At 69.4% G+C, this 20288-nt stretch carries 16 protein-coding genes; 7 read left to right on the top strand and 9 right to left on the bottom strand.

Features of this window, described 5'->3' with window-relative positions; all coding sequences use genetic code 11:
• The 7 genes from DAT35_RS11185 to aroF all read right to left on the bottom strand — a co-directional run bounded on the left by DAT35_RS11185 (position 1) and on the right by aroF (position 6795).
• Entirely contained in the window at positions 1-1248 is a 1248-nt protein-coding gene (locus DAT35_RS11185; protein ID WP_108067230.1) for a GAF domain-containing sensor histidine kinase, read from the bottom strand.
• Positions 1249-1317: 69 nt separating this feature from the next.
• Positions 1318-2109 carry a tryptophan synthase subunit alpha gene (gene trpA / locus DAT35_RS11180; RefSeq protein WP_108066930.1) on the bottom strand — a complete coding sequence of 264 codons (792 nt, stop codon included), beginning with the start codon at positions 2107-2109 and terminating at the stop codon, positions 1318-1320.
• Entirely contained in the window at positions 2106-3314 is a 1209-nt protein-coding gene (trpB, locus tag DAT35_RS11175; protein WP_108067229.1) for a tryptophan synthase subunit beta, read from the bottom strand. The genes trpA and trpB overlap by 4 nt, the downstream gene beginning before the upstream one ends.
• Before the next feature lie 8 nt (positions 3315-3322).
• Positions 3323-3958, bottom strand: coding sequence for a phosphoribosylanthranilate isomerase (locus DAT35_RS11170; RefSeq protein WP_108066929.1), 636 nt, complete (start codon positions 3956-3958; stop codon positions 3323-3325).
• Positions 3955-4749 (bottom strand): indole-3-glycerol phosphate synthase TrpC, encoded by a 795-nt coding sequence (locus tag DAT35_RS11165; protein WP_108066928.1) that lies wholly within the window; start codon positions 4747-4749, stop codon positions 3955-3957. The genes DAT35_RS11170 and DAT35_RS11165 overlap by 4 nt, the downstream gene beginning before the upstream one ends.
• A complete protein-coding gene (gene trpD / locus DAT35_RS11160) occupies positions 4746-5762 on the bottom strand; it encodes an anthranilate phosphoribosyltransferase (protein ID WP_108066927.1) in 1017 nt (338 codons plus the stop codon). The genes DAT35_RS11165 and trpD overlap by 4 nt, the downstream gene beginning before the upstream one ends.
• A 4-nt stretch (positions 5763-5766) precedes the next feature.
• Positions 5767-6795 carry a 3-deoxy-7-phosphoheptulonate synthase gene (gene aroF / locus DAT35_RS11155; RefSeq protein WP_108066926.1) on the bottom strand — a complete coding sequence of 343 codons (1029 nt, stop codon included), beginning with the start codon at positions 6793-6795 and terminating at the stop codon, positions 5767-5769.
• A gap of 200 nt (positions 6796-6995) precedes the next feature.
• Here aroF and DAT35_RS11150 point away from each other — a divergent pair, with 200 nt between their 5' ends.
• Both DAT35_RS11150 and DAT35_RS11145 read left to right on the top strand, forming a co-directional pair.
• Positions 6996-8252 (top strand): NAD(P)/FAD-dependent oxidoreductase, encoded by a 1257-nt coding sequence (locus DAT35_RS11150; RefSeq protein ID WP_108066925.1) that lies wholly within the window; start codon positions 6996-6998, stop codon positions 8250-8252.
• On the top strand, positions 8249-8875 hold the full coding sequence (locus DAT35_RS11145) for a CPBP family intramembrane glutamic endopeptidase (RefSeq protein ID WP_108066924.1): 627 nt from the start codon (positions 8249-8251) through the stop codon (positions 8873-8875). Before DAT35_RS11150 ends, DAT35_RS11145 begins: the two co-directional genes overlap by 4 nt.
• 21 nt (positions 8876-8896) lie before the next feature.
• On the opposite strand, the gene DAT35_RS11140 is transcribed toward DAT35_RS11145, so the two are convergent.
• Both DAT35_RS11140 and DAT35_RS11135 read right to left on the bottom strand, forming a co-directional pair.
• The gene (locus tag DAT35_RS11140; protein ID WP_108066923.1) at positions 8897-14191 is read right to left on the bottom strand and encodes a trifunctional serine/threonine-protein kinase/ATP-binding protein/sensor histidine kinase; all 5295 of its coding nucleotides are present in this window, start codon (positions 14189-14191) and stop codon (positions 8897-8899) included.
• Between the two features lie 275 nt (positions 14192-14466).
• Entirely contained in the window at positions 14467-15354 is an 888-nt protein-coding gene (locus tag DAT35_RS11135; RefSeq protein ID WP_108066922.1) for an AraC family transcriptional regulator, read from the bottom strand.
• A gap of 65 nt (positions 15355-15419) precedes the next feature.
• On the opposite strand from DAT35_RS11135, the gene DAT35_RS11130 reads away from it, so the two are divergent.
• The 5 genes from DAT35_RS11130 (at position 15420) to DAT35_RS11110 (ending at position 20287) form a co-directional block, all read left to right on the top strand.
• Positions 15420-15950, top strand: a complete 531-nt coding sequence (locus DAT35_RS11130; RefSeq protein ID WP_108066921.1) for a hypothetical protein — start codon at positions 15420-15422, stop codon at positions 15948-15950.
• Positions 15951-16069: 119 nt separating this feature from the next.
• Entirely contained in the window at positions 16070-17782 is a 1713-nt protein-coding gene (locus DAT35_RS11125) for a hypothetical protein (protein ID WP_108066920.1), read from the top strand.
• Between the two features lie 78 nt (positions 17783-17860).
• Positions 17861-18613, top strand: a complete 753-nt coding sequence (locus DAT35_RS11120) for a fatty acid desaturase (protein ID WP_108066919.1) — start codon at positions 17861-17863, stop codon at positions 18611-18613.
• A gap of 52 nt (positions 18614-18665) precedes the next feature.
• On the top strand, positions 18666-19652 hold the full coding sequence (gene msrP / locus DAT35_RS11115; protein WP_108066918.1) for a protein-methionine-sulfoxide reductase catalytic subunit MsrP: 987 nt from the start codon (positions 18666-18668) through the stop codon (positions 19650-19652).
• A gap of 5 nt (positions 19653-19657) precedes the next feature.
• Entirely contained in the window at positions 19658-20287 is a 630-nt protein-coding gene (locus DAT35_RS11110) for a sulfite oxidase heme-binding subunit YedZ (RefSeq protein ID WP_108066917.1), read from the top strand.
• Position 20288 lies beyond the last annotated feature (1 nt).

Raw genomic sequence — 20288 nt, 5'->3', positions numbered from 1 at the left:
TCAGCCTTCGTCTTCACCCATCGGCAACATCAAGACGAAGAGCGCCCCCATGCCTGGCTCCGACTGCACCGTCAGCGAGCCCCCGTGGGCCTCGGTGATGCTCCGGACGAGATAGAGCCCGAGGCCCAGTCCCTTGGAGCCCGGTCCCCGGGAGAACCGCTCGAAGAGCCGGGGCATCACTTCCAGGGGAATGCCAGGCCCCTGGTCCTTCACGGACACCCGGGCCCACAGCCCGTCCCCGCGCTGCTCGCGGTTGATGTCGACGACCACGGGAAGTCCGAGCGGAGAGTGCTTCTGTGCATTGGCGATCAGGTTCTCGAGCGCCTGGCGGATGCGCTGGGGGTCCGCTTGCACCACCAGCTCCGGAACGCCGGTGCGCTGGACCTCCTTGCCGGGCGTGGAGGTCGTCCGGGCCACTTCCTCGACCATTGCCACCAGGTCCACCGGCTCCCACGCCAGGGTGAAGAGGCCCTGTTCCAGCCGCCCCACGTCCATGAGATCCGAGATGAGCCTGACGAGTGCCTCGAGTGACCGCCCGGCTGCTTCGGCGTGACGCAGATACTCCGAAGCCTGCTCCCGGGCCGCCCGATTTTGAATCAGCTCGAGGCGTATCCGGAGGGGGCCCAGGAGGTTGCTCATGTCATGTGCCAGGACGGTGATGAGCTCCTCGGCGGCGGCGCGGCGCCCCTGTTCCCTGGCCGCCTTCGTCAGTGCCTCACTGAGCTCGACCCGATGGATGACAGAGCCCACCCACCGGGCCACCGTCTCGAGGAAGCGCACGTCTTCCTCGGTGAAGAAGCCAGGTGTGAGGGATTGCACGTCGAGCACGCCCCTCCGCTCGCCCCCGACCTCGATGGGAACCCCGACGTGTGAGCGGATACCGAGCCCGGCCTTGATTCCCGGCAGCTCTTCGGGGTCTTCCTCCGTACGGGAGTAGTGCCATGTCCTGCCCGTCTGGAAGACCTCCACGGCCCGTCCCGCATTGGCGAGCGGGAGGCGGTCGAGTCCGAGGGCCACCTGCTTCCGGCTCAGCGGGGTGTCGCTCGTCCCGACGGCGACCAGGGTGGTGGTCGACGGCTCGAAGAGGAACACGTCGACCTTGTCGGCCCCGGTGAGCTGGATGATGCACTGGGCGGCCTGGTTCATCGCCGAGCGCGCATCCGTGGGAGGAATCGCCAGCAGCTTCTCGAGGGCCTGGAGGAACCGGTCTCGCTGCTCCGGCGTCCGGTCCTGTTTCTCGGTGGCCATGGGTACACCATGGCCATCGAGCCGGATGCCGGAGCCCCCGCCCGGGGCGGGAGAGGGCACTCAGGGGATTCAGCGCTTGAGACCGCGCTTGATCTCCGCGCACACCTGCCGGGCCGCGGCAGGCCCATCCGCCTGAGCGGCGCGGACGATGGCACTGCCCACCACCACGCCATCCGCGTGGGCTCCCACCACCCGGGCCTGCTCGGCATTGGAGATGCCGAAGCCCGCCACCACCGGCACCGGCGAGAAGCGGCGCACCAGCTCCAGCCGCTCGGACAGGTTGGCCGGCAGCTCCGAGCGCATGCCCGTCACGCCCGCCACCGACACGCAGTAGACGAAGCCCCGCGCGTCCTTCGCGATGTGCTCCGCCCGGGCCGGTGGCGTGGTGGGCGCGCACAGCGGGATGAGGTCCACCCCTTCCTTGTCGAAGGCCGCGCGGATGCTCGCGCTCTCCTCGGGAGGCAGGTCCGGCAGGATGGTGCCCACCACCCCGCGCTCCCGGGCCAGCTTCGCGTAGCGCTCCTCGCCCAGGGCCATGATGATGTTGACGTACGTCATCACCACCAGCGGCGTCTGGGGGCAGCGCTCGCGTACCGCGGGTACCACCTCGTCCAGCACCCGCTTGAGCGTGGAGCCGGCCTTCAGCGCCCGCTCGGACGCGGCCTGGATGACCGGGCCGTCCGCGATGGGGTCGCTGAACGCCACGCCAATCTCCAGGACGTCCGCGCCGCCTTCCACGCACGCGGCGAACACGTCCACCGAGCGGGGAAGGTCCGGGTCTCCCGCCATGGCGTACGCCACCAGCGCGCCCTCGCCTCGGGCCTTCGCCCGGCCGAACGCGTCCGCGATCTCCCCGCTCATGCTCCCTCCTGACCGATGGCGGCGGGAATCCCGCGCGCCGCGATGGTGGCCACGTCCTTGTCTCCGCGGCCCGAGCAGTTGATGACCAGGTGCTTGCCCTTGCCCAGCTCGCGCGCCAGCTCTCCCGCGCGGGCGAAGGCATGCGAGGACTCCAGCGCGGGCAGGATGCCCTCGGTGCGGGACACCTCGTAGAAGGCCGCCAGCGCCTCGTCGTCCGTGGCGGTGCGCACCTCCAGCCGTCCCGTCTTCGCCAGGTACGCCAGCTCCGGCCCCACGCCCGGGTAGTCCAGGCCCGCGGAGATGGAGTGGGCCTCGATGATCTGCCCGTTCTCGTCCTGCAGCACCAGCGAGCGCGAGCCGTGCAGCACGCCCTCGGTGCCCAGCGTCAGCGACGCGCCGTGCTGCCCCGAGCTCAGCCCGTGGCCACCGGCCTCGACGCCCACCAGCCGCACATCCTTCTCCTCGATGAAGGGGTGCAGGATGCCGATGGCGTTCGAGCCGCCGCCGATGCACGCGATGATGGCGTCCGGCAGCCTGCCGAAGGCCACCAGCGACTGCGTGCGCACCTCGCGGCCGATGACGGATTGGAAGTCCCGCACCATGGTGGGGTAGGGGTGGGGACCGGCCGCGCTGCCGATGACGTAGTGGGTGTCCTCCACCTGCGCCACCCAGGTGCGCATGGCCTCGTTCATCGCGTCCTTGAGCGTGCGCGAGCCCGACTCCACCGGGCGCACCGTGGCTCCCAGCGCCTTCATGCGGAAGACGTTGAGCGACTGGCGCTCCACGTCCACCGCGCCCATGAAGACCTCGCAGGGCATGCCGAACAGGGCGCACGCGGTGGCGGTGGCCACGCCGTGCTGGCCCGCGCCCGTCTCCGCGATGATGCGCTTCTTCCCCATCCGCCGCGCCAGCAGCACTTGGCCGATGGTGTTGTTGATTTTGTGGGCACCCGTGTGCGCGAGGTCCTCGCGCTTGAGCCACACCTCGGCGCCTCCCCACTTCTCGGTGAGCCGGCGCGCGGGCGTCAGCGGCGTCTCGCGCCCGACGTACTCGCGCAGCACCTGCGCCACCTGCTCCTCGAAGGCGGGGTCCTTGCGGGCCGCGGCGTAGGCCTGCTCCAGCTCCAGATGGGCCGGGACCAGCGTCTCCGGCACGTAACGGCCGCCATAACGCCCGAAGCGGCCCGGGGCGGTTTGCGTGTCCATGGTCTTCATCACTCCCAAAGCAGGGTCTTCACGGCGCGCACGAAGGCGCGCACCGCGTCCGCATCCTTGATGCCGGGGCTGACTTCCACCCCGCTCGCCACATCCACGCCGTAGGGCCGCGTGGCCCGCACGGCTTCCCGTACATTTCCGGGGTTGAGGCCGCCCGCCACCAGCACCGGCACGCCCGCGTCCGCGAGCCGCGCCACCAGCGACCAGTCGAACCCCACGCCGCCTCCGCCGTAGCCCGGCGCCGCTCCATCCAGCAGCAGCGCCGCCACGTCGCCCGCGCCCACGTACGTGCGGGCCCGCTCCACGTCCTCGGGGCCTCGCACCCGCAGCGCCTTGATGACCGGCACCCCGTAGCCCGAGCAGGCCTCGGGTGGCTCGTCCCCGTGGAGCTGCACCGACGTCAGCCCGCTGTCGCGCACGCGCGCGCGGATGACGTCCGGCGACTCGTTGACGAAGACGCCCACCACCGAGCCCAACGCCGGCCGGGTGCGCGCCAGGGCCGCCGCCGTCTCCGGCGTCACGTACCGGGGCGAGCGTGGATAGAAGTTGAGCCCCAGCGCGTCCGCGCCCGCGGCCCAGGCCACCCGCGCGTCCTCCACGCGGGTGACACCGCAGATCTTCACCCGCGCGCTCACGGCGCACCCACGGGCGCGAGCAGCCGCGCCAGTGCCCGTCCAGGCTCGGCGTCGCGCAGCAGGGACTCGCCCACCAGCACCGCGTCGGCGCCCGCCGCTCGAGCCGCCGCGAAGTCCTCGCGCGTCTTGAGGCCGCTCTCCGCCACCAGGGCCTTCGACCGGCTGCGCAGCGCGGGAATCACCCGCAGGGCGGTGGCGGTGTCCGTGCGCAGCGTGGCGAGGTTCCGGTTGTTGATGCCCACCAGCTCAGCGCCCGCCTTCAGCGCCCGCTCGGCGTGGGCCTCCGTGTGGGCCTCGACGAGCGCCGCCACCCGGCAGGACTTCGCCGCGGCCACCATCTCCGCGAGCTCCCCGTCCTCCAGCGCGTCCGCGATGAGCAGCACCGCGTCCGCGCCGATGGCCGCGCTCTCCTCCACCTCCTGCGGCGCCACCAGGAAGTCCTTGCGCAGCACCGGCAGCGAGATGGCCGCGCGCACCTGGACGAGGTCCTCGAGGCGGCCCCCGAAGTCCACGTCATCCGTGAGCACGCTCACCGCGCTCGCCCCGGCGGCCTCGTACGCCCGTGCCACCGCCACCAGGTCCTGGTGCGGGAAGTCGCCGCCCGAGGGACTGCGGCGCTTCACCTCGGCGATGACATTCACCGGCAGACCCGCGCGGTGCCGAGTGAGCGCGGCCGCGAAGTCGCGGGACGGCGGACGGGGCGCGCCGGCCACCAGGGGCTTGCGTGCTGCGAGCTCCCGGCGCTTGCGCGCGAAGATGGCGGCCAGCTTGTCGGACTCGGGCGCGCTCATGCCGCGCCTCCCTTCACGAGGGCTTCCAGCTTGGAGGCCGCGGCGCCGGAGTCGATGGACTCCACCGCCCGCATCACGCCCTCCTTCAGGTCCGCCGCCTTGCCCACCACGACGAGCGCGGCCGCGGCGTTCAGCAGCACCGCGGTACGAGCCCCCGAGTGCTCACCGGCCAGCAGCGCCTTGAGGCGCCGGGCGTTGTCCTCCACGTCTCCGCCGACGATGGACTCGGGCGATACCCGCTGCAGCCCCGCGTCCTCCGGGGTGAGGGTGAAGGTCCGCACCGAGCCGTCCTCGCGCAGCTCCGCCACGTCCGAGGCCGTGCACGGAGAGAGCTCATCCAGCCCGTCGCGGCCGTGCACCACCCAGGCCCGCTTGCTGCCCAGCCGGAACAGCACGCGCGCCGTCTGCTCCAGCCGCTCGCCCGCGAAGGTGCCGAGCAGCTGGTAGCGCGCGCCCGCCGGGTTGGTCAGCGGCCCCAGCAGGTTGAAGACGGTGTGCAGGCCAATCTCCCGCCGTGCCGGCGCCACATGCCGCAGAGCGCTGTGGTGCGAGGGCGCGAAGAGGAAGCCCACGCCGTGGACGTCCACGTCCCGAGTCACCTGCTCGTGAGTCCTGTCCATGGCGACGCCCAGCGCGGCCAGCACGTCCGAGCTGCCGCACCGCGAGGACACCGCCCGGTTGCCATGCTTGGCCACCGTCACCCCCGCGCCCGCGGCCACCAGGGCCACGGCCGTGGAGATGTTGAAGGTGTGCGCCCCATCCCCGCCCGTGCCGCAGGTGTCCAACACCACCTCGGCCTTGGGATGGATGCGCGTGGCGCAGGCCCGCATGGCCTCCGCCGCTCCGAGGATCTCATCCTCGGTCTCACCCTTCATGCGCAACGCGACCGCGAAGGCGCCGACCTGAGCAGGCGTCGCCTCTCCCGCGAGCATCAGGCCCATGACCCGGGCCATCTCCTCGCGGTTCAGGTCGCGCCGGCCTACCACCCTGCCCAGCGCTTCCTTGAGCGTCATGTGTCTAGTCCAGTCGCGCCACGTCACGACCCAGGGCGGCGGCCACCGCGCGCACCTCGGTCATCACCTTGTCGAACTCGGAGAAGTCCAGCGACTGGAAGCCGTCGGACTTCGCGCGAGGCGGATCCGGGTGCACCTCGACGATGAGGCCATCCGCGCCCGCGGCGATGGCCGCGCGCATCATGGCCGGCACCGCCTTGCGTACGCCCACGCCGTGCGAGGGGTCCGCCCACACCGGCAGGTGGGTGAGCGCCTTGAGCATGGGGATGGCGTTCAGGTCGAGCGTGTTGCGCGTCATCGTCTCGAACGTGCGGATGCCACGCTCGCAGAGGATGACCTGGGTGTTGCCGCGGGCGACCACGTACTCGGCCGCCATCAGCAGCTCCTTGATGCTCGCGCTCAGGCCGCGCTTGAGCATGATGGGCTTGCGCAGCTCGCCCGCCGCCTCCAGCAGCGAGAAGTTCTGCATGTTGCGCGCGCCGATCTGGATGATGTCGGCCACCTCGGCCACCGCGTTGAGCGTGGCGGTGTCCTTGGCCTCGGTGATGACGCGCAGGCCCGTCTCCTTGCGCGCCTCGGCCAGCAGCTGCAGGCCGTCACCCTTGAGGCCCTGGAACTCGTAGGGGCTGGTGCGCGGCTTGAACGCGCCGCCGCGCAGCATCGTGGCGCCGGACTTCTTCACCGCCTTGGCGGTGCTGATGATCTGCTCGTGCGACTCCACCGAGCACGGGCCGGCGATGACGTGCACCGTCTTCTGGCTGCCGAGCACCAGGTTGCCCAGTTGGATGGTGGTGTCGTCGGGCTTCACCTCGCGGCTCACCAGCTTGAAGGGCTGGGAGACGGGCACGGCGTCGGCGACGCCAGGCAGGACGCGGAAGGGCTCGGGCTCCACCGCGCCCGGGTTGCCAGTGATACCGATGGCCGTGCGCGTCTCTCCGGGGATCGCGTGCGGTTGCCAGCCACGACGGCGGATCTCGTCGTTCACACGCTCGATGTCCTGGGCCGTCGCATCCGGTCGCATCACGATCAACATGGCTTGTCTGTCTCCGAAGTGTTCCGCCGCCGGGGGAAGGAAAGGCGGTCGGTTTGAAGCGCTGCCTTGTGTAGAAGGGCGGGGGGTCGCCGTGCAGGAAGAAAGGCACCCACCTCCTCTGATATTCCCGGGGAGTGTCGCTGGGCGGAGTCCGGGAATCAATGTAGGACCGGAATTTTCATTTTTACCGAGGTTGGGGCGTGGCGCGTCCGAACGTCATCGTGGTGGGGGCGGGGTTGGCGGGGCTGACGTGCGCGAGACTGCTGCATCAGGCCAAGGTGAAGGTGCGGGTGCTGGAGGCGAGCGACGGAGTGGGAGGCCGCGTGCGCACGGACGCGGTGGAGGGCTTCCTGCTGGACCGGGGCTTCCAGGTGTTCCTCACCGCGTATCCAGAGCCGAGGCGGTGGTTGGACTATGAAGCACTCGGCTTCCAGCGCTTCTTTCCGGGAGCGAGGGTGTGGCGCGCGGGGAGGCTGCACCAGGTGGCGGATCCGCTGCGCCGGCCGCTGAGGGCCGCGACGCATGCCTTCAACCGGGTGGGCTCCTTCACGGACAAGTTGCACGTGCTCGACTTGAGGCAGCAGTCGCTCGCGGGCTCGGTGGAGGACGTGTTCCTCCGAGGGCAGAAGACCTCGCGCGAGTACCTGCGCGACGTGGGCTTCTCCGACGAGATGGTGGAGACGTTCTTCCGGCCCTTCTTCGGAGGCATCTTCCTGGAGAAGGAGCTGCGCACCTCCAGCCGGATGCTGGAGTTCGTCTTCCGGATGTTCGCCACGGGGGCGGCGGTGGTGCCGGCGAAGGGGATGGGGGCGCTCGCGGAGCAGCTCGCCGCGAAGCTGCCCTTTGGCATGGTGAAGCTGAACACGCCGGTGGAGGAGGTGTGGGGCCACCGGGTGCGGTTGACCTCGGGGGGGAGGGAGGAGGCCGACGCGGTGGTGGTGGCCACGGACGCGCCCGCGGCGGAGGAGTTGCTGCCCGGCATGCCGCCCCGGGAGATGAACGCGGTGACGTGTCTGTACTTCGCCGCGCCGGAGCCGCCGGTGCGAGGGCCCTACCTGGTGCTGAACGGGGAGGGACGGGGGCCGGTGAACCACCTGGCGGTGATGAGCGAGGTGGCGCCCGCATACGCGCCCGCCGGGCAGGCGCTGATTTCCGTGTCGGTCCTGGATCCGGCGGGGAACCCGGAGACGCTGGAGGCACGGGTGCGCGAGCAGCTCTCGGAGTGGTTCGGCGGAGCGGTGGCGAAGTGGAGGCACCTGCGCACGTATGTGATTCCACATGCGCTGCCGGCGCAGCCGCCCGAGTTGTTCACGGAGGCCCACCGGCAGGTGCGGTTGTCGCCGGGGCTGTACGTCTGTGGGGACTACCGGGAGAACGGCTCCATTGAGGGCGCGATGGTGTCGGGGCGGCGAGCGGCCGAGGCCCTTCTGAGGGATTGGGAGCTCGAGCTGCCATGACGACCCCTGGACGTCACCAGGCCTGGCTCATGGCCAGCACGGTGGCGGTGCTCCCGTGGACCGCGCTGGTCCACGTACACCCGCCGCGCTTCTTCCTGTGGGCGACGCTCTACTGCGCGGTCTGGAACGCGCTGTCGTGGAATGCGCTGGGCGAAGAGGGGCGGTCGAGGCTCGCCCCGAGGCGCGTGGATCTGCTGTGGGGCGTCGCGCTCGCGGGAGTGCTGTACGTGGGCTCGCGGGCCGTGCTGTGGGCGCTGTGCGGTGGCTTCTCGGAGGTCCTCTGCAAGCCGTTGATGGACATCTACGCGACGTTCGGCACGGGCTCGCTCGGAGCGGCGTTGGCATTGGCGCTGGTGATTGCGCCGGCCGAGGAGCTGTTCTGGCGCGGCGTGGTGCAGCAGGCATTGCGGCCGAGGCTCGGAAGGGGAGGGGGCGCGCTGGTGGCCGCGGTGCTGTCGAGCCTCGTGCTGCTCATCTTCCGGGAGCCGCTGCTCGCGCTCGCGGCGTTCCCCACGTCGCTGGCCTGGGGGCTGCTCGCGGAGTGGCGCCGCAGCCTCGCGGCTTCGTGGGTGAGTCACTCGCTGTGGGACGTGCTCATCGTCATCCTGCTGCCAGCCGTGTGACGTACGACGCCCCCGGCGTCCCTAGGTGAGGGGCAGCTCCAGCGTGGCCACGGCGCCCTTGCCTGGCCCCTCGCTCTCCAGCGTGAGCGTTCCCTTGAGCATCTGTGCCGCCAGCGCGCTCGAGTGCAGCCCGAAGCCGTGGCCGTCCTTGCGCGTGGTGAAGCCGTGCGCGAACAGCTTCTCTCTCATCCCCGGCGCGATGCCCACTCCGTCATCCACCACCTGGATGCGCGCCACCTGCCCGTGCACCATCAGCTTCACCCACATGTTGCGCCTTCCCTCGGACACCTCGTCCAGCGCGTTCTTCGCGTTGCTGATCAGGTTGATGAGGATCTGCAGCACCTTGTGCTTGTCCACCTTCACCTTGGGGACCGGCGACACCTCGCGCCGGACGTTCACGCCGTGCCGCTGCAGTGCCGCCAGTTGGATGCGCAGCGCGTCGTCGATGAGCTGGGCCAGGTCGCACTCCTCCGTCATCAGCGAGGTCCTGGCGTACGTCTGCTGCACCTGGACGATGGCGCGGATGTGCTCGACGTGTCGGCCCATCGCATCCATGTCCTCCATCAGCCGCGTCTGCTCGCGCATCATCTCCTCGGCCAGCGCGGCCAGGTAGTCCGGCAGGTGGCGGCCTTTCGGGTCATTCGCCAGGAAGTCCGCCAGTTTCTCCCGGTTCTCCAGCAGCAGGGCCGAGGCCTGCTTCAACCGGCTCACGCGCGAGGCACCCACGGCCTGGCGCATCATCTCCAGGTTGATGACGGCGCTGGTGAGCACATTGCCCACGTTGTGCAGCACGTTGGAGGCCACCTCGGCCATGCCCACCTCGCGTGCGGTGTCCACCAGCCGGGCCTGGGCCGCCTTGAGCTCGCGCGTGCGCTCGTCCACCCGCTGCTCCAGCTCGTCGTTGGCCTGGCGCAGCTCCACCTTGGCGCGCTGCACGTCCGCGTACAGCCGCGCGTTCTCGATGGAGATGGCGGCCTGCGAGGCGATGTGTCCCAACAGTGCCAGGCGTCCCGGGCTGAAGGCGTTGGTGGCCAGGTTGTTCTCCAGGTACAGCGCTCCGGAGAACTGCTCCTGCCTCAACAGCGGCAGACACAACACCGACCGCGCTCCGCTGCGCGACAGGTACGGATCGGTCGGGAACCGATGGGGCTTGGAGGCGTCGCCAATGAGCACGTGCTCTCGCGTGCGCCGGACAAAGGCGAGGATCGTCCACGGGAGCTCGTGGACCTCCTCCTCTCCCTTTGGGACCGAGGAGCCGCCCGACGAGGTATCGAAGGTGGCCGCCACCGAGAGCGTGTCCCCGTTTGGCAGCAGCAGGGCTCCTCTCTGGGCGCCCGCGTTCTCGATGGCCGCCTGCATCAGCGTCGTCACCAGGCGATCCAGGACGATCTCACCGGAGACGGCCTGCTGGGCCTTCACCACCGTGAGCGCGTCGATCCGGGTGGAGTTCGTACTGCTGGTGGTCAGCGCATCCTGGGTGGCCGCCCGAGCCGCGAGGTTTGGCCACAGGGTGTCCAGGTGCTGCACCTTGCCCAGGGCTCCCCATTGCAGGTACGCCGCCCGGGCCTCGCGAGCGAAGGCATGGGCGACGATGGGCGCCTGCCGCGTGCGCCAGAAGTTCGCCGCGAGCTCACCGGCCAGCCCCACGTACTGGGTGGCACCGCTCTCCCGCGCCGAGCAGATGGCTTCTTCGTAGGCGCGCGTCGCCTCATCCGGCTTCCCCGCCAGGCGGGCCAGCTCCGCGGACACCAACCGCTCGAGCGCGCGGAAGTTCTCGGGGCAATGCTCCGCCCACTCCTCGAGCTGCCGATGGTGCCGTTGGATGTCCTCGAGCCACTGCCGCTGCTGCTCCGGCGTTGCTTCGTCGAAGCTCGCGGCCAGCGACAGGGCGTGGAAGAGCGTGAACTCGCGGCGGTTGAGGGTGCCGCTGTCGCCCCACATGGCCGAGGCTGCCCTGCTCCCTGCTTCGCGGGCTTCCCCGTAGGCGCCGCACATGAAGCGCGACTGCATCTTGGTGATCCAGTAGAAGCACTGGAGTCCCAGCATGCGCGTGGACGTCAGCCGGGCCTCGAAGGACTGCTCCTCGAAGCCGTCCCCGTCCAGGGTGCCGAACGAGAGCGAGCGCCCGCGCATCTGCTGCACGTAGCGCTGAGCGGCGAGGAGCCAGTCCTGGCAATCCACGAAGCCCGTCTGACGCAAGAACTCGCCGCGGATGAGCGACTCCTGGTGGACCTCATCCAGGTTGTGCCCCATGGCGAGCCGGTTCGTGGCGACATAGAGGCTGCTGAAGGCGGCGGGCGCGATGTCACCCGCCTGGCTCGCGTGGTGGAAGCTGTTGAGGGCGAGCTCCAGCGACCGGGAGATGGGTTGGGTCCAGTAGCTGCTGAACTGCAAGCCCAGCAGGACATCTCCCCAATAGGCGGACATCTTGTGCCGCTCGAGCAACGCAAGGCCGAGCCTTCCAAAGGCATGACCTTCCCGGTACCGCTTGAAGCGCGTGCTGGTCATGACGCCGAACCAGCAATAGCCGAGCGCGGCGATGTCCACGAAGCCATGGCGGAGGATGAGGCAGACGAACCGGCTCAGGAGGATGACGAGCAGGTGGGGATTGGAGGAGGACACCACACCGAAGAGCTTGAAGAGGGCATGCGCGGACACCTTCATGTCCGGGTCCGTCATGAGCGGCTGCTCGAGGAGGCTCTCGATGGGGCGGTCTCCCAGCATCGCCCACGCCTCCTCGTGGGCGGCCACGGCCTCCTCCCAGGAGGGGTTGTGTGGCAGCGGCATGCCCAGCGTGTTCAGGCACTCCAGCATGGAGGCCGCGCCTTGCCGGAGCTCTCCCCTGGCGAAGTGGGCGTCATTCTTCAGGATGTAGGCGGTCGCGATCTCCGAGCGGGTACGCACCCTCGAGAGGATCATCTCGGCCTGGCGGAGCGCCTCGGAGATGTTGCCGCTCATGAGCTCGCAGCGCCCCTGGGCGAGCCGCACCTTGAAGGCCAGCTCGTGGTCCGTCTCCCAGGGGTCTCCTGGGATGAGCGAGAAGGCCGTCGAGAGGTAGGTGATGGCGGGGCGGAGGGCGACCGCGGCCTTGGCCTTCCATCCCGCCTCGGCGTTCAGCCGCGCGAGGTGGTGGCGCTCCGCGGGGTCATCGATCAGATCCGCCCCGGCGTTGAGCTGGCTCACCACGTCGAAGAGCGTCTCGTGCATGTCCTCCTGTGACAGGTTCTCGAGCAACAGCCGGCCGATGCGCAGGTGGACCGCCTTGCGCTCCTGCTCGGAGATGAGCGAATGGGCGGCCTGCTGGATGCGGTCATGGAGGAAGCGGTAGTGACCCGGGCCCGAGTGCACCAGCATGCCTTCCTGGAGTGCGGACTCGAGCCCCTGCTCCACCTGGCCCAGCGCCTCCATGCCGGCGAGGGTGCCCAATAGCTGGAGCGAGAAGGCATTGCCCGCGCACGCCGCCAGCCGCAGCAGGTTCTGCGTACCAGGGGGGAACTGGCGCAGCTTGCCCACCATGAAGTCGACGATGTTCTCCGAGTAGTCGCGGGCCCGCACCCCTTCGGCATCCCACCGCCACCCTCCCTCGGGCATGCGCACCAGCAGGCCATCCTGGTGGAGTGTCACCAGCAACTGCAGCAGGAAGAAGGGATTGCCCCCCGTCTTCTCGTGCACCAGCGCCGCGAGCGGAGCGGTCACTGCTTCATCCGCTCCGGGCAGCGTGTCACCCACCAGTTGCTTCACCTGCTCCACGCACAGGGGCTCCAGCCGGAGGTCCGTCATCTTCGCGCCTGCCTTGCGCACCTCCTCCAGCATCGGCACCAGCGGATGGGCGGAGCTCACCTCGTTGTCCCGGTAGGCACCGAGCCACAACACCGTGGGCGTCTCCTGCTGAGACAGCAGCTGCTCGAGCAGCTGCAGGCTGGCCATGTCGGCCCACTGCAAGTCGTCCAGGAACACCACCATGGGGCGCTCCTGCGTGGCGAACACCGACAGGAACTTGCCGACCACCCGGCGGAAGCGGTTCTTCGCCTCGGTGGGGGCCATCTCCTGGAGCGCGGGCTGGGGGCCCACCAGCAATTCCAGCTGTGGCACCAGGTTCACGAGCAGCTGGCCCTGGCCCTCCCAGGCTTGATTCACCCGCTCGCGCCAGGCCGCGAGCTCCTCATCGCTTCCCGCCAGCAGCTGCTGCACCAGCCCGCGGATGGCCTGGGCCAGCGTCGCGTATGGAATGTCCCGCTGGAACTGGTCGAACTTGCCGCTCAGGAAGAAGCCGCGCCGCTGCACCACCGGCTTGTGCAGCTCGTGCACCACCGAGGACTTGCCGATTCCCGAGTACCCGCTGATCAGGAGCAGCTCCGGCCTGCCCGTGCGCGCCACCCGCTCGAAGCCCTCGAGCAGGGCGGACACCTGCGCCTCGCGCCCGTAGAGCCGTTGCGGCAGTTGGAACCGGTTGGGCGCGTCCCGAGTCCCCAGCTCGAACACCTCCTGGGCGCTCTGGCTCAGGGCCTCGCGGCATTGCTCGAGGTCCGCCTTCAGTCCCTCGGCGCTCTGGTAGCGCTCCTCGGCCACCTTTGCCAGCAGCTTGAGCACGATGGCCGACAAGGCCGGCGGCACCTGCGAGTTCAGCTCGTGCGGAGGCGCCGGCTTCTGTGCCATGTGCGCGTGGAACCACTCGAGCGCGTCCCGTCCATGGAACGGCCGCCGTCCCGTCAGCAGCTCGTAGAAGGTGACGCCCAACGAGTAGAAGTCCGTGCGGTAGTCCACCGCGCGGTTCATCCGCCCCGTCTGCTCCGGCGACATGTACGCCAGCGTGCCTTCGATCAGATGGGTCGGTGCCGCGTCCAGGTGCTCCACCTTCTGAAGCGTGGCCACGCCGAAGTCGATGAGCCGCGCCTCGCCCGAGGGCTCCAGGATGATGTTCGAGGGCTTGATGTCCTTGTGGATGACGTTGCGGCAGTGGACCTCGGCCAGGGTGGAGGCCAGGGAGATGGCTAGGTGGAGGAACCGGGGGACCTCCAGGGCCTGTCCGGTGGACTCGGACAAGGTCTCGCCCTGCACCCGCTCCAGCAGCAGCACGGGCCGCTCGCGCAGCCGCTCGCAGGCATAGGGCCTGACCACCCCGCGCACGTCCCTCAGCCGCTGCAGGAGCGCGAACTCCCGCCGGTAACGGTCACTCTCGCTGGGGCCGGGGGAGGGCGCCATCGGCGTCTTGATGATGACAGGGAGGCCATCCGCCTCGCGCACGGCCTGGAACAGAGCGTTCGAGCCCGACGCACGGATGGTGCCAAGAACCCTGTACCCCGGTATGTCCAGCATGGATGCGCACCCCCCGTTGGCGAGAGCCAGTCCCCTGGCGAGAACCAGCCCCAATGACGGGCTCATGCCAGCTTGCTGGATTGTACGCTTTTGAATGGAAGGATGATCCGAGTAGAAACGGGTTCTCGTGACGTGCCCCCGGGGCCCGGCCGAGGGACCATCCCACTGGAATGCCACCTGGACTCCGGGTGTCTCGTGGCATGGAATGGGCGTGGAGCCCCATGCCGCGTCGAAGCGCACGGTCTGGCTGCCTGTGCCCCCAGGAGGCTTCTGCGTCAGTGGCTGCGTGCGCGATACCGGCGCGGAGGTTCTCCGAACTCGGCACGGAAGCTCTTGGTGAAGTTCGACAGGTCGTCGAAGCCGACGTCCAGGGCAATCTCCGTGACAGGCGCGCGGGTGGTGGCGAGCCGGTGTGCCGCCTCTCGCAATCGTGCGCGTATCAGCCACTGATGCGGCGTAATGCCGGTGACGCGCTTGAAGGTACGAAGGAAGTGGTAGCGGCTCAGCCCCGCGGTGCGCGCCAGTTCGTCGAGCGTGTGCCGTGCATCCAGACGATCCTCGAGCAGGCGCAGGACGCCGCTCACCCGGTGCTCGTCCGTGGCCGTGGGGGCAGGGTCGCGGGTGGCATCGCTGGCAAGCCGGACCACCTCGCCCGCCAACTCCAGGGCGAGCTCCTCGAACGGCCCTCCTGACTCCGCCGCCGCCCGCGACCTCGCGAGCAGTGGTGACAGCGCGCCGGTGGGCGCGAGGCGGTGCCGTGCGAACGTCGCGCGTGACACGCCGGCCTCGGACGCGAGCCGCTCGAAGAGCTCCGGTGCGAACTGGAAGGAGAGGCACCGGTCGCCTTCCCCGTGTTCGTGGCCGCATTCGAAACAGCGCCCGGCGTTGCCCAGCAGCACGGAGCCTGGGGACAGCACCACCGACCCATGATCCGAGCGGTAGACGAAGCTCCCCGCCAGGACGAGGGAGATGGACATGAAGGAATGCCGCTCCTCGAAGCGGCGGTCCGAGGGCCCCGAGGTGCAGACGACGTCCGCCACGCGCCAGCCCTCTCCCGAGGCCAGGACGCGTCCCTCGGCCGCGCCGGGCCTTCCGGAGCGGAGCTTGAGGGCGAGCGCCGTCTTCAGTGGGTCTGCTCTGGATGCGTGCGTGGACGGCAACATTCACCAAGTCCGTCGAGGGGGGGCGCGCCTACAGATATCGCGTCCACCTTCGATGGAGGAGTCATATGAAGAACCTGTTTCTCGAGGCGCTCGCGGCCCCCGGACCGCACCCGAGCCTCGGCGAGCACGCCGCCACCTACGGCCGTCTGATCGGGAGCTGGGCTGGGGAGGTTCATGACCACGCGCCGGACGGACGCGTCTCGGTCTCCAACGTGGAGATCCACTTCGCCTGGGTGCTGGAGGGACGCGCGATCCAGGACCTCTGGATATCGCCCACCCTCGCGGAGCGCGCCTCGGGGGGCCACCTGCCGGAGCGCTACCGCTACGGAACGACGCTGCGCATCTTCGACCCGGAGCTCGCCGCCTGGCGCGTCGTGTGGCAGAACCCGGTCATCGGTACGCGCAGCGACCTCATCGGCCGCCGACAGGGCGACGACATCGTGCAGGTGGGCATGCGCGACGCGCGGCCCATTCGATGGACCTTCCTGGACATCACCCCCCAGTCCTTCGTGTGGCGTGGGCACATCCTCGAGCCGGACGGCGAGACCTGGTGGTTGGAGTCCGAGTTCCGCGTTCGTCGCACGGGGATGGCGTAGCAGGTCCATGCCGGGAGGGCCGGGAAAGGTGTTCGATACCCTCACCCCGTCCCTCTCCCGAAGGCGGAGGGGAGGAGTGTTCGCTGTCCTGTCCGATGGCCTGCGGTAAAAGGGCCGCCATGACCCGACACCTCCTCTCCCTCGCCGCCGCCGCGCTGCTCTTCTCGGGCTCCGCCGGTGCCGCCGAGGCGCAGCCCACGCCCTCCCGTATGCCCAACGCCACCGAGCTCAAGCGCGCCACCGCCCGCTTCGCCCCCGTCGACATCCAGGCCGATCTCTCGAAGCTCCCCGAGAACGAGCGCCGTGCCCTCGCGAAGATCACCCTGGCCGCCAAGGTCATGGACCCGCTCTTCCTGCGTCAGGTCTGGGCCGGCAACGAGACGCTCCTGCTCGACCTCCTCAAGGACAACTCCGAGCTCGGCCGCGAGCGGTTGCATGCCTTCCTTCTCAACAAGGGCCCCTGGTCCCGGCTCGACCACAACGCGCCCTTCATTCCGGGCGTCCCCGCCAAGCCCGCCGAGGGCAACTTCTATCCGGCCGGTGCCTCCAAGGCCGACATCGAGGCCTGGGTGAAGACCCTTCCCGAGGCCCAGCAGAAGGAGGCCACCGGCTTCTTCACCACCCTCCGCCGCGACACCAGCGGCAAGTTCATCTCCGTCCCCTACAGCGTCGAGTACCAGGGAGAACTCGCCCTGGCCGCGCAGTTGCTGCGCGAGGCCGCGGAGCTCACCGCCCAGCCCACGCTGAAGGCCTTCCTGTCCAAGCGCGCAGACGGCTTCCTCAGCAACGACTACTACCCGAGCGAAGTGGCCTGGATGGAGCTCGACGCCAGCATCGAGCCCACCGTCGGACCCTACGAGGTCTACGAGGACGAGTGGTTCAACTACAAGGCCGCCTTCGAGGCCTTCATCGGCCTGCGCGACGACGCGGAGACGCAGAAGCTCGCGAAGTTCAGCGGAGAGCTCCAGGCGCTGGAGAACGCCCTCCCCATCGACCCGAAGCTGCGCAACCCCAAGCTGGGAGCGCTCGCGCCCATCCGCGTGGTCAACAGCATCTTCTCCTCGGGTGATGGCAACCGGGGCGTGCAGACCGCCGCCTACAACCTGCCCAACGACGAGCGCGTGGCGGCCGAAAAGGGCACCAAGCGCGTGATGCTCAAGAACATCCAGGAGGCCAAGTTCCAGCGCGTGCTGGTGCCCATCGCCCAGGTGGCGCTCCCCACGAAGGATCGCAAGGACGTGTCCTTCGACGCCTTCTTCACCCACATCCTCATGCACGAGCTGATGCACGGTCTGGGGCCCCACAACATCACCGTGGAGGGCAAGCAGACCACGGTGCGTCAGGCGCTCCAGGCGTCCTCCAGCGCCATCGAGGAGGCCAAGGCGGACATCTCCGGCCTATGGGCCCTGCAGCAACTGGTGGACAAGGGCGTCATCGACAAGGACATGGAGCGCACCATGTACACCACCTTCCTGGCGTCCGCGTTCCGCTCCATCCGCTTCGGCATCAACGAGGCCCACGGCAAGGGCATCGCCCTGCAGCTCAACCACTTCCTCGACACCGGCGCGGTGGTGGTGAACAAGGACGGCACGTTCGCGGTGGTGCCGGGGAAGATCAAGGAGTCCGTCATCGCGCTGACGAAGCAGCTCATGGAGTTGCAGGCCAGTGGCAGCCGCGCCAACGCCGAGTCGTTGCTCGAGAAGATGGGCGTGGTGCGCCCCGAGGTGAAGCGCGTCCTGGACAAGCTGAGCAACGTCCCCGTGGACATCGAGCCGCGCTACGTCACCGCCGAGAAGCTCACGGCCGACCTCGGGGGCTTCTCCAGCCGGTAGGTCGCATTATCGTACGGTCGTTCGCCGCGCGCGTCTTCCCTTGCGCGGCGGGCGGCGCCGGATGAGAAGAGGAGGCGGATGCGCAGTCACGTTCCTCGAGCTCCCTGGGGTGTCCTCATCGCGCTGAGCGTGCTCGGCGCCTGGGTGGGTCATCTCGTCTGGTTGCTGGCGGCGGCACGGCTGTCCCTCGCCTCGCCGCTCACGTACCTGCACATCGCCCTGCAGGCGTACCTGTGCACCGGGCTCTTCATCACCGGCCATGACGCCATGCATGGCACGGTGAGCCGCCACCGGTGGGTGAATCAGGCCGTGGGCTCGGCTGCCTGTTTCCTCTTCGCCGGGCTCTCCTACCGGCGCCTGGTGGTCAACCACCGCGCCCACCACGCGAACCCCACTGGCGCGGACGACCCGGACTTCTCCACCCGTACCCAGTCCTTCTGGCCGTGGTTCGCCACCTTCATGGTGCGCTACACCACCTGGCCGCAGCTGCTCGTCATGGCGGCCAAGTTCAACCTGTTGCTGTACCTCGGCGTGGCGCAGTGGCGGATCGTCGCCTTCTGGGTGGTGCCCTCGCTGCTCGGCACGGTGCAGCTCTTCTACTTCGGCACCTTCCTGCCCCACCGGCGGCCTGATACCCCGGACATGGCGCCCCACCACGCGCGCTCCCTGCCGCGCAACCACCTGTGGGCCATGCTCTCCTGCTACTTCTTCGGCTACCACTGGGAGCACCACGAGTCGCCCTCCACCCCCTGGTGGCGCCTGTGGAAGATGCGCGATGCTCGGGCCCGGGCCGGGGCCCTCGCTCCTGGCCGCGAGCCGGCCGCGCCCTGAGCCTCCGGCCCGGATGTAACGGGATTCCGGCTCGGGCGTAAGGGAGGAAACCATGCGCCAGAAGCTGCCCGAGCCGCCGGGCTCCGAGATCACCTCCGAGTCGCTGTACCTGCGCCGGCGTGAGTTCATCAAGAGCGCCGCCCTCTTCACGGGTACCGCCGCGGTGGTGGGGACGGGTCTTCAGCTCCTCAGCAACCGGCCCACGGGAGGAGGAGGCTCTCCGTTGCCCTCGGCGCCGGGCGAGGCGCCCAAGGTGGTGCGGCCTCGTGGTCCCTACGACACCGACGAGAAGCCCACGTCCTACGAGGACGCCACCACCTACAACAACTTCTACGAGTTCGGTCTCGACAAGGGCGAGCCCGCAGAGAACGCGCACACGCTGAAGCCGCGCCCGTGGACGGTCGTCATCGACGGCGAGGTGCACAAGCCGCAGCGGGTGGACATGGACACGTTGCAGTCCTGGTTCCCGCTCGAGGAGCGTGTCTACCGGATGCGCTGCGTGGAGGCTTGGTCCATGGTGATTCCGTGGCTCGGCTTCCCGCTGGCGGGGTTGCTGCGGCGCGTGGAGCCCACCGGCAAGGCGAAGTACGTGGCCTTCACCACCCTGAAGGACCCCGAGCAGATGCCCGGTCAGAAGTCCTCCGTGCTGGACTGGCCCTATGTCGAGGGCCTGCGCCTGGACGAGGCCCTGCATCCGCTGACGATGATGGCGGTGGGCCTGTACGGCCGCGTCCTGCCCAACCAGAACGGCGCGCCGATGCGGCTGGTGGTGCCGTGGAAGTACGGCTTCAAGGGCATCAAGTCCATCGTCCGCATCACCCTCACCGAGAAGCAGCCGCCCACCACCTGGAACCAGGCCAACGGCCGCGAGTACGGCTTCTTCGCCAACGTGAATCCCGAGGTGCCGCACCCGCGCTGGAGCCAGGCCTCCGAGCGGCGCATCGGCGAGCTCCGCCGCCGTCCCACGCTGCCCTTCAACGGCTACGCGGACCAGGTGGCCAGCCTCTACACGGGCATGGATCTGAGTCGTCATTTCTGAAGCCCATGGCCTCCCCTCCGCACCCCTGGCTCAAGCCGGCCGTCCTCGTGGGCGGCATCTCTCCGTTGGCCCTCCTGGCGCTCCAGTTCGCGCAGGGGACGCTCGGCGCCAATCCCATCGAGCGCACGCTCAACCAGACGGGGATGCTCGCCCTCATCCTCCTGGTGGCCTCGCTCGCGTGCACGCCGCTCAAGGTGGTGGCCGGATGGACGTGGCCCATCCGTGTGCGCAAGCTGCTCGGCCTGCTGGGCTTCACGTACGCCTCGCTGCACTTCCTCACGTACACCGTGTTGGACCAGGGACTGGCGCTCGGCGTCATCCTCGAGGACATCGCGAAGCGGCCCTTCATCACCTTGGGCTTCCTCGCGCTGGTGCTGCTGGTGCCGCTGGCCGTCACCAGCACGAATCGCATGGTGCGCCGCATGGGCTTCCCCGCCTGGCAGCGGCTCCACCGCCTGGCCTATGTGGCGGCCTCGCTCGGCGTGGTGCACTTCGTCTGGCGCGTGAAGAAGGACCTCACCGAGCCGCTGGTGTACGGTGGCGTGCTGGCGCTGCTCTTCGTCATTCGCGTGGTCGAGGCGGTGCGCAAGCGGCGGGCGCGGGCAGTGTCTCCGGCCTCGGCACCCTCCGCATAGG

The sequence above is a fragment of the Vitiosangium sp. GDMCC 1.1324 genome, from assembly GCF_003044305.1.
In the GTDB taxonomy this organism is placed as follows: Bacteria; Myxococcota; Myxococcia; order Myxococcales; family Myxococcaceae; genus Archangium.
The sequence above is the reverse complement of the archived record's forward strand: the minus strand, read 5'-3'. Positions and strand labels throughout refer to the sequence as shown.

What these genes read in the sequence shown, in the direction of transcription:
- DAT35_RS11185 (WP_108067230.1), bottom strand. Translation starts at nt 1,248, where the DNA reads ATGGCCACCGAGAAACAGGACCGGACGCCGGAGCAGCGAGACCGGTTC.
- trpA (WP_108066930.1), bottom strand. Translation starts at nt 2,109, where the DNA reads ATGAGCGGGGAGATCGCGGACGCGTTCGGCCGGGCGAAGGCCCGAGGC.
- trpB (WP_108067229.1), bottom strand. Translation starts at nt 3,314, where the DNA reads ATGGACACGCAAACCGCCCCGGGCCGCTTCGGGCGTTATGGCGGCCGT.
- DAT35_RS11165 (WP_108066928.1), bottom strand. Translation starts at nt 4,749, where the DNA reads ATGAGCGCGCCCGAGTCCGACAAGCTGGCCGCCATCTTCGCGCGCAAG.
- trpD (WP_108066927.1), bottom strand. Translation starts at nt 5,762, where the DNA reads ATGACGCTCAAGGAAGCGCTGGGCAGGGTGGTAGGCCGGCGCGACCTG.
- aroF (WP_108066926.1), bottom strand. Translation starts at nt 6,795, where the DNA reads ATGTTGATCGTGATGCGACCGGATGCGACGGCCCAGGACATCGAGCGT.
- DAT35_RS11145 (WP_108066924.1), top strand. Translation starts at nt 8,249, where the DNA reads ATGACGACCCCTGGACGTCACCAGGCCTGGCTCATGGCCAGCACGGTG.
- DAT35_RS11140 (WP_108066923.1), bottom strand. Translation starts at nt 14,191, where the DNA reads ATGCTGGACATACCGGGGTACAGGGTTCTTGGCACCATCCGTGCGTCG.
- DAT35_RS11135 (WP_108066922.1), bottom strand. Translation starts at nt 15,354, where the DNA reads ATGTTGCCGTCCACGCACGCATCCAGAGCAGACCCACTGAAGACGGCG.
- DAT35_RS11130 (WP_108066921.1), top strand. Translation starts at nt 15,420, where the DNA reads ATGAAGAACCTGTTTCTCGAGGCGCTCGCGGCCCCCGGACCGCACCCG.
- DAT35_RS11125 (WP_108066920.1), top strand. Translation starts at nt 16,070, where the DNA reads ATGACCCGACACCTCCTCTCCCTCGCCGCCGCCGCGCTGCTCTTCTCG.
- DAT35_RS11120 (WP_108066919.1), top strand. Translation starts at nt 17,861, where the DNA reads ATGCGCAGTCACGTTCCTCGAGCTCCCTGGGGTGTCCTCATCGCGCTG.
- msrP (WP_108066918.1), top strand. Translation starts at nt 18,666, where the DNA reads ATGCGCCAGAAGCTGCCCGAGCCGCCGGGCTCCGAGATCACCTCCGAG.
- DAT35_RS11110 (WP_108066917.1), top strand. Translation starts at nt 19,658, where the DNA reads ATGGCCTCCCCTCCGCACCCCTGGCTCAAGCCGGCCGTCCTCGTGGGC.